Origin of the sequence: Paenarthrobacter sp. NPDC089714 (genome assembly GCF_044748905.1) — a bacterium.
GTDB lineage: Bacteria > Actinomycetota > Actinomycetes > Actinomycetales > Micrococcaceae > Arthrobacter.
On sequence record NZ_JBIVGX010000003.1, the window covers coordinates 160276 to 173490 of the forward strand.

Sequence of the window (13215 nt, forward strand, 5' to 3'; positions counted from 1 at the left end):
ATCCGTGAGCACGAAACCTGGACTGACTGTCCTTGCAGGCCCAACTGCTGTTGGCAAGGGAACCGTATCCACCTACATCAGGGACAACTATCCAGAGGTTTGGCTGTCAGTATCAGCCACCACCCGCGCGGCCCGGCCCGGTGAGAAGGATGGCGTCCACTACTTCTTCAAGTCCGCCGAGGAATTCGATTCCCTCATCGCGGACGGTGAATTGCTGGAGTGGGCCGTGGTCCATGGACACAACCGCTACGGCACGTTGCGCAGCACCGTCAACGCCGCCATCGCCGAAGGCAAGTCTGTTCTCTTGGAGATCGACCTCCAGGGTGCGCGCCAGGTCAAGGAAGCCGTACCGGATGCCAATTTCGTCTTCCTGGCACCCCCGAGCTGGGACGAAATGGTCCGCCGCCTGGTGGGCCGCGGCACCGAAACTCCCGACGAACAGCAGCGCAGGCTGGAAACCGCTAAACTGGAACTTGCTGCTGAACCGGAGTTTGACCACACCGTCATCAATGACGACGTTCGCCGGGCAGCGGACGAGCTTGTTTCACTCATGGGGCTTACCCCGCACCAGCGCTAAGCGCTTGCACTTGTCGGCCCGCTAGAATTTGGAGATTTCGTGTCCACGAACCTTGAAGGCATCATCAACCCGCCGATCGACTCGCTGCTTGAGGCTGCCGATTCCAAGTACGGCCTGGTGATCTTCGGCGCCAAGCGTGCCCGTCAGATCAACGCCTACTACGCCCAGCTGCATGAGGGCCTCTTCGAGTACGTCGGCCCCTTGGTCGATACCAAGCTGAACGAGAAGTCGCTCTCCATCGCCCTGCGCGAGATCAACGAAGGCCTCCTGGTCTCCACCCCGATCGAGCCCGCAGAGTAAGACAGGCTGCCTGTTGACGGAGGTCACGTGCGCATAGTCCTCGGAGTCGGGGGAGGGATCGCAGCCTACAAGGTTGCATCGCTCCTCCGGCTTTTTACTGAAGCCGGCCACAAGGTCACCGTCATCCCAACGGAGGCGGCTACCCGATTTGTGGGCGTGGCCACCTGGGAGGCGCTCTCCGGCAACCCCGTCAGCAACAGCGTTTTCGACGATGTCGAGAAGGTCAACCACGTCAGGCTCGGCCACGAGGCCGATTTGATCGTCGTTGCACCAGCTACCGCCGACCTCCTGGCCAAGGCGGCAACGGGACAGGCGGGAGACCTCCTGACGAACACCCTCCTGATGGCCCACGGCCCGGTCCTCTTCGCGCCGGCCATGCACACGGAAATGTGGCAGCATGCAGCCACGCAGGCAAACGTCGAAACCCTGCGCAGCCGTGGCGTGACCGTCCTGGAGCCGGCCAGCGGCCGGCTCACCGGAGCGGACTCCGGCCCCGGAAGGCTGCCGGAGCCGGAAGCAATCTTCGCCGCCGCCATCGCTTTGGCCGGAGCTGAAAGCCTGCCGGCAACGCCTCGCCAACCAGGAGCGCTCACGGGCAAGGTGGTCACCATATCTGCCGGGGGTACCCGGGAGGCCTTGGATCCCGTCCGTTTCCTTGGAAACCGCTCCTCCGGAAAGCAGGGGGCGGCGTTGGCCGCTGCGGCGCTGGCGGCTGGAGCTACTGTGAGATTCCTCGCAGCGCATATGGATGTCGAGCCGCCCGCCGGCGTCGAACTGGTCCGCGTCGAGTCTGCCCTGGAGCTGCGCGAAGCGGCGCTTCAAGCGGCAGTCGATTCCGACGTCGTCATCATGGCAGCCGCCGTTGCGGACTTCCGCCCCGCGGATGTTTCGGACACCAAAATCAAGAAGGTCGACGGCGAGGACGCTCCGCTGGTGCGGCTGGTACGCAACCCGGACATCCTCCACGAACTCGTGGAACGGCGCAATGCCGCGGGTGGCCGGCAGGTCATCGTGGGTTTTGCCGCGGAAACCGGCGACGCGCAAGGCGATGTCCTGGAGCATGCCACCGCCAAACTCAAACGCAAGGGCTGTGACCTCCTGGTGGTCAACCAAGTAGGGGTCGGCAGGGTCTTTGGCCAGGATGACAATTCTGTGGTCATCCTCTCCGGTCACGGGGCCGAACCCCAATCGGCCTCCGGCTCGAAGGCCGACGTCGCCGCCGCCGTCGTTGACCGTGTGGGCACGGAACTGGCCCGGGTGTTCCCGGCACCCTAGGTGCCGGCGACGCAGGCCGAAGCAAAGAACTCTTAGCATAGGGACACACGGCAAATGCCGCCGCCCCGTAACCCAGTAAGGTGGTCGAGTGACTTTACCGCTTCACCATGAACACCATGGCACCCCGTCCAAGCTCCGGCTCTTCACTTCCGAGTCGGTCACCGAGGGACACCCGGACAAGATCTGCGACCAGATCAGCGACTCCATCCTTGACGCGCTGCTCGCTGCAGACCCCGAGTCACGTGTGGCTGTTGAAACCATGGCCACCACCGGCCTGGTGCACGTTGCGGGTGAGGTCACCACCGACGCCTATGTGGAGATTCCGCAGATTGTCCGCGAGACCATCCTCGGCATCGGCTACGACTCCTCTGCCAATGGCTTCGATGGCGCACGGTGTGGCGTTTCTGTTTCAATCGGCCAGCAGTCCAACGACATCGCCGGGGGCGTGTTCAACTCGCTCGAGGCCCGTGAAGGACGCCAGGAAGACGACTACGACCTCCAGGGCGCCGGCGACCAGGGCATCATGTTCGGCTACGCAAGCGACGAGACCGCCTCCTACATGCCGACTCCCATCTGGTTGGCGCACCGCTTGTCCGAGCGGCTTACCGAAGTCCGCAAGAGCGGCGAACTCGCATACTTGCGGCCCGACGGCAAGACCCAGGTCACGGTAGGGTACGACGGCGACCGGCCGGTTTCCGTTGAAACGGTGGTCATTTCGAGCCAGCACGCAGAGGACGCGAGCCTGGAGCAGTTGCGTGCCGACCTGGCAAGCCACGTCATCGATCCTGTCCTGGCAGCAGCCAACCTTGACCTCTCGCGTGTGGCGAACATCCTGAATCCTGCCGGTGCCTTCGTGATCGGCGGACCCGTGGGTGACGCCGGACTGACCGGGCGCAAGATCATCGTGGACACCTACGGCGGATTCTCCCGCCACGGCGGCGGCGCCTTCTCCGGCAAGGACCCGTCCAAGGTGGACCGTTCCGCGGCGTACGCCATGCGCTGGGTCGCGAAGAACGTGGTGGCCGCAGGACTTGCCAAGCGCGCCGAAATCCAGATCGCCTACGCGATCGGGCAGGCACGGCCGGTTGGTACCTACGTGGAGACCTTCGGTACGGAGACCGTGGATCCGGCACGCATCAGCGAGGCCATCAACGAGATCTTCGACCTCCGCCCGCGGGCGATCATCGACGCCTTGGACCTGAAGCGCCCCATCTACGCCAAGACGGCGGCCCACGGCCACTTCGGCCGCGATGAGCCGGACTTCACCTGGGAACGCCTTGACCGCGTAGCGGACCTCAAGGAGTTCTTCAACGCCTGAGCTCCGGAGTCGCCGCTGATTGCCTTAATGTCGGCGGCCCGTGATTGGCTTGAGCCAGAGATGCCCGCAGTGGGTCGATCCCACTGCGGGCTTCCTGCGTTGACCGGCGGACAGGCAGAACTGATCACAGGATGGAGGCGGAGTAAATGGCGGAACAGGATATCCAGCCGTCTTTGCTTCAGCCGTCGTTGCTGCAGGGCTTTCCGACGAAGCCAGCCGTCAAGGGGCCGCCCCTCGCAGCCGTGGACCCGGTTGCGCGGGTGGTCCTGGAGTCTCCCTTGCCGCATTTGGACCGGACCTTCGACTACGCCGTCCCCATCGAGCTCGCAGAGACGGCCGTCCCGGGTGTGCGGGTCAAGGTGAAGTTCAGCGGGCAGGAACTGAATGGCTACCTTGCCGAAAGGCGTCAGGTCTCCGACGCGGGGCATGGTCTGATCCCCCTCCACAAAGTCGTGTCACCGGTGGCAGTGATGACGCCGGCCATCAGCCGCCTCGCTGCCGCGGTGGCTGCCCGGTACGCCGGAACCCTCAGCGACGTCCTGCGGACGGCTATTCCGCCACGGGTAGCGAAGGTGGAAAAGGAAGCTTTGGAGACCCCGGAGCAGGATGTCACCGCAACCGCTCCGGTGGTGGACGCCGGGTCGTGGACCTCCTACACCAATGGGACGCCGTTCCTGCGGCATCTGGCTGCGGGCGGCACACCCAGGGCCGTGCTGACCGCTCTCCAGGGTTTTGGCCACCACGGGTGGCCGGCAATGCTGGCCTCGGCCGTGGCCGCTGTCCGCAGTTCCGGCCGCGGCGCCGTGGTGGTGGTTCCGGACTACCGGGACCTGGAGCGACTTGAGGCGGCGTTGGCGGAGGTCTTGCCCGCCACCGATATTGCACGTTTGACCGCCGACGACGGTCAGACGCCACGGTACCGGAACTTCTTGAGGCTCCTGATGGGCCAGGCGGGAGTGGCCATCGGCACCCGCTCGGCCGCCTACGCGCCAGTGCGCAATCCCGGGTTGATGGTGTGCTGGGATGACGGCGATGACCTGCACATCGATCAACGGGCGCCGTACGCGCACACGCGCGAGATCCTGTTGCTGCGCTCGGAACAGGAAGATACGGCCTGCCTGCTTGCTTCGCATAGCCGCAGCACCGAGCTGCAACGGCTCGTGGAGCTTCAGTGGGCGGTGCCCATCGAGGCCCCGCGGGTAGCCGTCCGCGCCACGGCGCCGCGGGTACTGAACACGGCGGACAGCTTCGAACAGGAACGCGATCCCTTGGCACGCGTTGCGCGCCTTCCCGGGGCGGCCTGGAAAGCCGCGAAAGAAGGCTTGGAACGGGGCCCGGTCCTGGTCCAGGTGGCCCGGGCAGGCTACGCACCGTCCCTCGTGTGCCAAACGTGCCGCGAGCCGGCCCGTTGCACTGTGTGCCAGGGCCCGTTGGCAACATCCAGCGGCTCCGCCCTGCCTGCCTGCCGTTGGTGTTCGACGCCGGCACCGCAGTGGCGTTGTTCGCACTGCAACGGCGTCCACCTGAGGCGCGGTGCCACGGGTGCCATCCGGACCGCCGAAGAACTTGGCAGGGCCTTTCCCGGGCACACAGTCATTACCTCGTCCGGCGAGCACATCAAGGCGACCGTGCCGGGGTCGCCCGCCCTGGTTGTGGCCACAGTGGGTGCCGAACCGGTAGCCCCGGAGGGTTACGCGGCGGCGTTGCTCCTGGACGGGAATTCCCTGTTGCGCCGGGAAAACCTGCGGTCCGGCGAGGACACGGTTCGCCGGTGGTTCAACGCGGCCGCCCTGGTGCGTCCAGCGGGCCAAGGAGGACTGGTGGTCATCACCGCCGACGACACCACGGCCACGGGGGCCCTGCTTCGCTGGGATGCTCCGGGTTACGCATCCCGTGAACTTGCCCTGAGGAAGGAGCTGCAGTTGCCTCCGGCGGTGCGGGTGGCTTCCGTCACCGGCCCCCGGGCAGACGTCCTGTCGTTTTCGGAAACACTGACCGCCGCGCTCAATCGGCCAACAGATTCGTTGCGGAGCGTTGGTCCTGCCCCGGTGCAGCTGCACGGCGCCGGTGCATCGGATCCCGACGCCGATGTCCGCACGCTGTTCTTCATCCCGTACGGTGAAGCTGCCGCAGCCACCCAGGCGATGCGGGCGGTCAAGGCCGCCAACGCAGCCAAGCGCATGCACGGGCCCGTCCAGTTGCGGCTTGACGGAGTGGATGTCCTCTAGTGCCTGGACGAGCCTGTGGGAAGCGTCATGATTTCCGCGCCTGTCTCGGTAATGGCGATGGTGTGCTCTGTGTGGGCCGTCAGGCAACCTGTGGCGCTCCGGAGGGTCCAGCCGTCGGCATCGGTCACGAGTTTCGCCGTGTCCTGCATGACCCACGGCTCAAGGGCCAGCAGCAGTCCTGGACGGAGCTCATAGCCACGCCCCGGCCTGCCGGTGTTGGGAACATGCGGGTCCTGGTGCATGGTTGATCCGATGCCGTGCCCACCAAACTCTACGTTCACGGGGTAGCCGGAGTCTTTGAGGACCGAGCCGATCGCGTAGGACAAATCGCCGATCCGTGCGCCGGGGACCGCTGCGGCAATGCCTGCTGCGAGGGCACGTTCCGTCGCGTCGATCATGGCCAGGCTTTCGGGACGCGCCGAGGTGCCAACCACGAAGCTGATGGCCGCGTCTGCCGCGATTCCGTTCTTGGTGACCGCGAGGTCCAAAGTGAGGAGGTCGCCGTCCGCAAGCGCGTAGTCGTGGGGCAGGCCGTGGAGCACGGCGTCATTGACTCCGGTGCAGATGTAGTGGCCGAAGGGACCCCGGCCAAACGAGGGGGCGTAGTCGACGTAGCAGGATTCGGCTCCGGCTTCGACGATCATGTCCTTGGTCCAGCGGTCGATGTCCAACAGGTTGGTGCCAACGGTCGCGCGGTTCTTCAGCGACTGAAGGATGTCGGCAATCAGTGCGCCGGTGACTTTCGCTTTGGCGACTTCGGAGGGGCTCAGGATTTCAATCATTGGTGATCTTTCGCTTTGGGGCATTGCGTTTGCGCAGGGCGACGGCTTCCTCCGCTGCAGCAAGCAGCTGCCGCGCGGATTCGTCCCAGTTAAAGTCCGCTGCCCGCTCCACGGAACGGCGCGACCGCTGTTGCCACAGGGCTTCGTCATCCAAGGCAGCCACGGCGGCGGCAAAGTCCGCAGGGGACCCGGGATCCACATAACTGACGGCGTCAGCACCCACTTCCCGGAAGATGGGGATGTCGCTCGCGATCACCGGCGTGCCCAAAGCCATCGCTTCGACCAAGGGCAGGCCATAACCCTCGGCCCGCGACAGGCTGATCAACGCGGTGGCCCGGAGGAGGAGCTCCTCGTATTCGTCGTCGGTGACTCCGTTGTGGAACTCCACCTTGGCGCCGTCCGGAATCAGCCCTTCCAGTTCCGCCCTGCGCTGGGACGTGATGCGGCTGAGCAGGTGCAGGGTGTAGTCGGGTAGCCCGGCCATGCCGCGGATCATGGTCTCCACGTTCTTGTACGGCATGAACGAGCCCATATAAAGCAGGGATTTGTCCGCGCCGTCCGCCGGATTCCGTGGCGTCTGTCCCGGCTGCGGGGCGTTGCCGACAATCCGGACAGGGCGGCGCGTGAGCCGGTACTTCGCCATGAGTGCCTCGGTGGTCCGGCTGATGGTGGCCACCACTTCGGCCCGGTTCAGCAGCACGCGCTGCGGCCAGAACGCCTTATGGTAAAGCCTCCACAGCAGGCGGACCGGTGCCGGAAGGAAGCCCGGCGGCGCGGGGTGCTCGTAGTAGATCAGGTCATGCAGGGTCAGGATCAAGCTGTATTGCCGACCCCACGAGCCCATGGTCTGCATGGGGCAGACCACAACGTCGGCGCCCAGTGGATTGATTTTCCGTGCCACGAACAGCTCCAGGGGAGAGAGCGGGCTGTTCACCATGACCCACGGAACGTCGGGCAACAGGGCAAGCTGCCTTTTGTCATTGATGAGCATGGTCACGTCGGCGATCTTCGCGGTCGCTGCGATGAGGCTTGAGCCGTAGCGGCTGATGCCGTCGTGGTGGTCTGTCCTGGTAAAGCGGGCGTCGATGACGATTTTCACGCGGGATGTTCCTCCAGGAAGGTTCGGATGGAAGCAGCTGCCGGTTCGGGCGTTTCGTAGTGGATCAGGTGCCCGACGCCGGGAATCACGTCCAGCGTCCCGTCCGGGAGGCGTTCCAGCAGTTTGTACTGGTTGGGCAAGGTGGCAATTTCGTCCTTTTCGCCGGCGACCAGCAGCACAGGGAGGTTGAGCTGTTCTGCCACGTCCGCGACGGTGCCGGAGACGGAGGCCTTGAACGATTCCAAAAGGCTGTTCCGATCGGCAAAGGCGCTGAAGTAGGCGTCGTGTTGGCCGTGGATGAAGCGCCGCAGCTGCTTGTCCTTGGTCTTTGCCATGGTGATGCTCATGATCCGGACGATTGCGCGGTTCCGCAGGATGGCAAGGCCAAGGCGACGGGGAAGCTTTGCCGAGGCCTGGTAGTAGAAGACCGCCAGCTTGGTCATGACGCCCTTGGGTCCCTCCAGGGCTGGAGCGGCTATGGGATTAACCAGTACCAGGGGAGACACCGCGCCCGGATGGCTTGCCACGAAATGGCTTGCCACGATCGATCCGAAGGAATGTCCAAGAAGGACCGTTTCCGGGCCCAGCCCCAAGGCTTCCATGAAGCCTTCAATGAAGCGACCGTAGCGCTCTACACTGTGTTCGTCGTCCACGAACGGCTCGGAGCTGCCGAAGGCCGGGAGGTCCGGCATGATGATGCGCATCTCCGGGAGCAGGTCAGCCACCCGCAACAAGCCGTGGTGGTCGCCCCGGAAGCCGTGGATGACCAGGATGGTCCGTGTCTTGTCGGTAGCCTTGACCGGTTGGTACGTCCAATAGGCCACGGTGCTGCCATCGACGTCCACATCGGAAGCGGCCGTGCGGGCTGCCAAGGACTTGCTGAAGAACTCGACGGGGGCCTGTGCACCCCCAACGGGATGCGCGGTGTCCACTTTTTCCATTCAGTAATTCCTAGTTCACGTTGTCCGGATGCGAGCCCGTACGGTGGTGGCGTTCCAGGCCCGCCATACCGTCCAGGTCCTCGCTGTCCAGTTCGAAATCGAAGACGTTGACGTTCTCCTTGATGCGTCCTGCCGTGCTGGCCTTCGGTATGACCAGGTTCCCCAGTTGCAGGTGCCAGCGAAGGATGACCTGCGCGGGAGTCCTCTTGTACTTTTCCGCCAGGGCAACGATTGCCGGATCCCCGAGGACCTGCCCGCGGCCCAAGGGGCTCCATGCCTCGGTCCGGATGCCGAGCTGGCTGTGCAGGGTCCTGAGCCGGGCCTGCTGCAGCCAAGGATGCAGTTCCACCTGGTTCACGGCGGGAACCACTTCGGCGGACTGCATGAGCTGTTCAAGATGGTCCGGCTGGAAGTTGGACACGCCAATGGCCCGGACCTTGCCCTCACGGTAGAGGGTCTCCAAGGCCTTGTACGTCTCAGCGAACAGTCCACGGGCCGGGCAGGGCCAGTGGATGAGGTACAGATCCACGTAGTCCAGGCCAAGGTTGGCCATGGAGGTGTCGAAGGCTCGGAGCGTCGCATCGTAGCCATGGTGGTCGTTCCAGACCTTGGTGGTGACGAAAACGTCCTCGCGCGTCAGTGCGTGGACGGATTCACCGGATCCGCCCGTGCCCAGGTTGGCGTCCCGTGCGTCGCCGATGGCCCCGCCGATCGCCCGGCCCACGCCGACTTCGTTTCCGTACATGGCTGCGGTGTCGAAGCGCCGGTAGCCTTCCCCCAATGCAGTGCTGACCAAGGCGTCGGCATCAGCCGGGGGGACCTTGTACAGGCCATAGCCCATCTGGTCCATCATGACGCCGTTGTTCAGGCTCAGCCGTGCCGGGAATCTCATAGCAACGACTCTACCCATTCCGGGGCGGATTGCCTCAGGAGTGGGCAGTGAAACTCACCAGCCTCCGCGCAGATGCTTCGTCGAGGATCAGGTCCGTTGCCAGCCCGGCAGCCAACGCCCCCTGGAGCCCATTGATCTTGGAAGCACCGGAGACCACGCAAATCCGGCGCCTGACCTGGCGCAGTTGTTCGTGGCTGGGGCCGGTTGACCGTTCGTTCAAGGTGATGCCGTCCGATGATCCGTCGCTGCGGAAGAAGACCGTGGCAACGTCGCCCACCACGTCATCCTCTGCCAGCGCCGCCAGGTCCTGTTCATCGAGGTAGCCGCCGGCGTAGACATGGCTGGGGTAGTCGGAGTCCACTGAGCCCACGCCGAAGATGGCAATGCTCATGCGGGCCTGCACATCGAGGATCCGCTGCACGCTGCGCTCATTCCACATGGCTGTCTTGGTGGCGGCGTGGTCGAAGAACGCAGGAACGGGGAACTGCTCCACCCGTGCACCATAGGCGCCTCCGAAACGCCGCATGATGTCGCTGGCGTAGGTAATACCGGTGGTCTGCATGTTTCCGGCCCCATTCAACTGCACCACGATGCTGTCGTGCGTCACCTTGCGGGTGAGGTGCCGGCTGACCGCGCTCAATGTGGCTCCCCAGGCCACCCCGATGATGGCGTTCGAGTCCACCAGGGGGCCAATGGTCCGGGCCGCCTGCATGGCAACGCGATCCAGGGTCTCGGCTTCGTTCAGGGTGTCCAGTACCGGAACCACGTGGACGTCCACTCCGAAGCGGTCGCGGATCTGGCTTTCAAGTTCGGGCGCCGTATCAAAGGGGCTCTTGATCTGGACCTGAACCAGGCCGGTTTCCCGGGCCGAGGACAACAGCCGGGAAACCGTTGAACGCGAGGTCCTCAACTCACGGGCGATCGCGTCCATGGTCAGGTCCTGGAGGTAGTACATCTGTGCGGCCCTCAGCGCATCCGAATGGCGTGATCGTCCCATCTCATTTCCTTGCTGCACGTTTGTGCAAATAGCTTGACTCCATTTTCCACCTTCGCCAGATTAGTGGTGAAAGGTGCAGCGGCGGGGAGCGCCACGCACGAACCAAGCCCAAGGGAGCAGTTTTGGGAGACAAGATTTCCGGTACCTCGTCCGAGGCACGTCGGCGTGAATCGGCAGCGGCCTTGAAGGAACGCCCCTCAGCCCAGGTACTCATCATCGGTGGCGGCATCAACGGAGTGGGGACGTTCCGGGATCTGGCACTGCAGGGCGTGGACGTGGCACTCGTGGAACGCGGAGACTACTGCCAGGGTGCCAGCGGCGCGTCGTCGCACATGATCCACGGTGGTATCCGCTACCTGGAAAACGGCGAGTTCCGCCTGGTGAAGGAATCTGTGGTGGAACGCAACCGCCTGCTGCGGATCGCACCCCACTACGTCAAGCCGCTCCAGACCACCATCCCGATCTTCAGCACCTTCTCCGGCATTCTTTCTGCCCCGGTGCGTTTCCTGACCCACAAGCAGGGAAAGCCGAAGGAACGCGGCGCTTTCCTCATCAAGCTTGGTTTGAGCATCTACGATTTCTTCTCCCGCGATGGCGGCAGTGTTCCGAAGCACCAGTTCCTTGGCCGCGACAAGGCCCTGGCCGAGTTGCCGCAACTGCACCAGGGCATCAAGTACACCGCCACCTACTTCGACGCTTCCGTGCACAACCCGGAGCGGCTCACGCTGGATGTCCTCCAGGACGGCGAGAAGGCAGGACACGCGGCAGGCGGAGCAGCAGGGGGCAGCGCCCGTGCCAGCAACTATGTTTCACTGGTCTCCATGGGGGCCAACGGGGTGCGGCTTCGCGATGAACTGACCGGTGCGGAATTCGATTTCCAGGCAGACGTCATCGTCAACACCACTGGTGCGTGGGTGGATCTCACCAACCAGGCCATGGGTGCTGCCAGCACCTTCATGGGCGGCACCAAGGGATCGCACATCGTCCTGGACCACCCGGAACTCCTCGCCGCCTGCAACGGCAGGGAAATCTTCTTCGAGCACACTGATGGCCGCATCGTCCTCATCTACCCCATGGGCGACCGCGTGCTGGTGGGAACCACCGACGTCGACGCGGACATGTCCCAGGATGCGGTGTGCACCGAAGAAGAGGTGGACTACTTCTTCGACCTGGTGGGCCACGTCTTTCCCACCATCGCCGTGGACCACAACCACATCGTCTACAGCTTCTCCGGCGTCCGTCCCCTCCCGCGGCATGACGCCACCCAGCCCGGGTTCGTCTCCCGGGATTACCGGATCGAACGCTCGGTCCGCACCGGCGAAGGCGCGGCCGCGACGCCGGGCGGCAAGGCCGCCGTCGTACTGAGCCTGGTGGGCGGCAAGTGGACCACATTCCGCGCGTTGGCCGAACACATGACCAACGACGTCCTCCGGGAACTCGGAAAAGAACGCAAGGTCTCGACGGCGAAACTCGCCATCGGCGGCGGCGCGGGCTTCCCCGTGACCGCCCAGGCCGAACAGGAATGGATCAAGTCGCATATGGGACCGGGGTTGGATGCGGGCCGGGTTGAAGGGCTGCTGACCCGCTACGGCACCCGCGCCGGGGAAGTCATCGCTTTCCTGAAAGCCGGCGAGGACGCTCCGCTGCGGTCCACCCGCGAACTCAGTGTCAGGGAACTGGAATTCATGGCACATAACGAGCAGGTAGGGCACTTGGTTGACGTGCTGATCCGCCGCACCTCGCTCGCATTCCGTGGCCTGGTCACGGGCGAACTGCTCAACGAGATTGCCGAGGCACTTGGTGGCACCCTCGGTTGGGACGCCACGAAACGGCAGGCGGAAGTCCGCCTCGCGCAAGAGGTCCTGCACCGTTACCACAAGGTCAACGTGCACAGCCTGGTGGACTGAAACCCACCACCGGAACGGCACTGGCGACGGTGCCGTTCCAACAGCCTCTTCCACCCGCGAGGGGGCTGATAACAGAAGAATGAGGAGTCAAAGATGTCTCTTGGAATTGTTTTCCTTTCCGAAGTATTCGGAACCATGATGCTGACCCTTCTGGGTTGCGGTGTCGTGGCCAACGTTGCGCTCAAAGGCACCAAGGGCAACAACGCTGGATTCTTGATGGTGACCTGGGGCTGGGGAATTGCGGTCTTCGCGGGCGTCTTTGTGGCCGCAAAGTCCGGGGCCCACCTCAACCCCGCCGTCACCCTGGGCCTGCTCGTCAAGGGCAGCAAGGAATACGCCCCCGACGTCGCAGTCACCTTTGGGTCCACGCTGACCTACTTCGGCGGCGAACTCCTGGGCGCCTTCCTTGGTGCCGTGGTGTGCTGGCTCGCGTACAAGCAGCACTTCGACGCCGAGCCCCTTCCGGCCAACAAGCTGGGCACCTTTTCCACCGGCCCCGCCATCCGTTCCACGCCGTGGAATCTGATCACCGAAATCATCGGCACTTTCGTGCTGGTCTTCGTGATCCTGACCTTCGGCGGTACGCCTTCGGGCCTTGGACCGCTGGCCGTGGCACTGCTCGTTGTCGGCATTGGCGTGTCGCTTGGCGGACCCACCGGCTACGCCATCAACCCCGCACGTGACCTCGGCCCGCGCATTGCGCACGCTGTCCTCCCCATCCAGGGCAAGGGTTCCAGCGACTGGGCCTATTCCTGGATTCCGGTAGTGGGACCCCTTGTTGGTGGCGCCCTCGCCGGCCTCGTGGCCATCTGGGTTCCGGACATCATGCCCGCCGTCGCCGGCTGATCCCTTTCCATACAGGCAATACCCAACCACCCAACCACAGACAAGGACGTCAC

At 64.3% G+C, this 13215-nt stretch carries 12 protein-coding genes; 7 read left to right on the forward strand and 5 right to left on the reverse strand.

The window, feature by feature from the left end; genetic code table 11:
• Window positions 1-4 precede the first annotated feature (4 nt).
• From gmk to ACIPY3_RS07430, 5 genes are all read left to right on the forward strand, one after another.
• Entirely contained in the window at window positions 5-577 is a 573-nt protein-coding gene (gene gmk / locus ACIPY3_RS07410; protein WP_400332003.1) for a guanylate kinase, read from the forward strand.
• A 39-nt stretch (window positions 578-616) separates the two neighbouring features.
• The gene (rpoZ, locus tag ACIPY3_RS07415; protein WP_017197559.1) at window positions 617-877 is read left to right on the forward strand and encodes a DNA-directed RNA polymerase subunit omega; all 261 of its coding nucleotides are present in this window, start codon (window positions 617-619) and stop codon (window positions 875-877) included.
• A gap of 27 nt (window positions 878-904) precedes the next feature.
• Complete coding sequence (coaBC, locus tag ACIPY3_RS07420; protein WP_400332007.1) at window positions 905-2152, forward strand: bifunctional phosphopantothenoylcysteine decarboxylase/phosphopantothenate--cysteine ligase CoaBC; 1248 nt, start codon at window positions 905-907, stop codon at window positions 2150-2152.
• 88 nt (window positions 2153-2240) lie between these two features.
• Window positions 2241-3470 carry a methionine adenosyltransferase gene (gene metK, locus ACIPY3_RS07425; protein ID WP_397321656.1) on the forward strand — a complete coding sequence of 410 codons (1230 nt, stop codon included), beginning with the start codon at window positions 2241-2243 and terminating at the stop codon, window positions 3468-3470.
• Between the two features lie 146 nt (window positions 3471-3616).
• The gene (locus ACIPY3_RS07430; protein ID WP_400332010.1) at window positions 3617-5698 is read left to right on the forward strand and encodes a primosomal protein N'; all 2082 of its coding nucleotides are present in this window, start codon (window positions 3617-3619) and stop codon (window positions 5696-5698) included.
• On the opposite strand, the gene map is transcribed toward ACIPY3_RS07430, so the two are convergent.
• Genes map through ACIPY3_RS07455 form a run of 5 tightly spaced genes read right to left on the reverse strand, consistent with a single transcriptional unit; the run spans window position 5695 to window position 10409 of the window.
• Window positions 5695-6480: a type I methionyl aminopeptidase gene (map, locus tag ACIPY3_RS07435; protein WP_400332013.1), complete on the reverse strand. Its 786-nt coding sequence runs from the start codon at window positions 6478-6480 to the stop codon at window positions 5695-5697. The two genes, ACIPY3_RS07430 and map, sit on opposite strands and share 4 nt — an antisense overlap.
• Entirely contained in the window at window positions 6473-7579 is a 1107-nt protein-coding gene (locus tag ACIPY3_RS07440; protein ID WP_400332016.1) for a glycosyltransferase family 4 protein, read from the reverse strand. The genes map and ACIPY3_RS07440 overlap by 8 nt, the downstream gene beginning before the upstream one ends.
• On the reverse strand, window positions 7576-8520 hold the full coding sequence (locus tag ACIPY3_RS07445) for an alpha/beta fold hydrolase (RefSeq protein ID WP_400332019.1): 945 nt from the start codon (window positions 8518-8520) through the stop codon (window positions 7576-7578). The genes ACIPY3_RS07440 and ACIPY3_RS07445 overlap by 4 nt, the downstream gene beginning before the upstream one ends.
• Window positions 8521-8530: 10 nt before the next feature.
• Window positions 8531-9412, reverse strand: a complete 882-nt coding sequence (locus tag ACIPY3_RS07450) for an aldo/keto reductase (protein ID WP_400332022.1) — start codon at window positions 9410-9412, stop codon at window positions 8531-8533.
• Between the two features lie 34 nt (window positions 9413-9446).
• Window positions 9447-10409, reverse strand: coding sequence for a sugar-binding transcriptional regulator (locus ACIPY3_RS07455; protein ID WP_400332025.1), 963 nt, complete (start codon window positions 10407-10409; stop codon window positions 9447-9449).
• A gap of 122 nt (window positions 10410-10531) precedes the next feature.
• On the opposite strand from ACIPY3_RS07455, the gene ACIPY3_RS07460 reads away from it, so the two are divergent.
• Window positions 10532-12316, forward strand: coding sequence for a glycerol-3-phosphate dehydrogenase/oxidase (locus ACIPY3_RS07460; RefSeq protein ID WP_400332028.1), 1785 nt, complete (start codon window positions 10532-10534; stop codon window positions 12314-12316).
• A gap of 93 nt (window positions 12317-12409) precedes the next feature.
• Entirely contained in the window at window positions 12410-13162 is a 753-nt protein-coding gene (locus ACIPY3_RS07465) for an MIP/aquaporin family protein (RefSeq protein ID WP_397321664.1), read from the forward strand.
• Window positions 13163-13215: the final 53 nt, after the last annotated feature.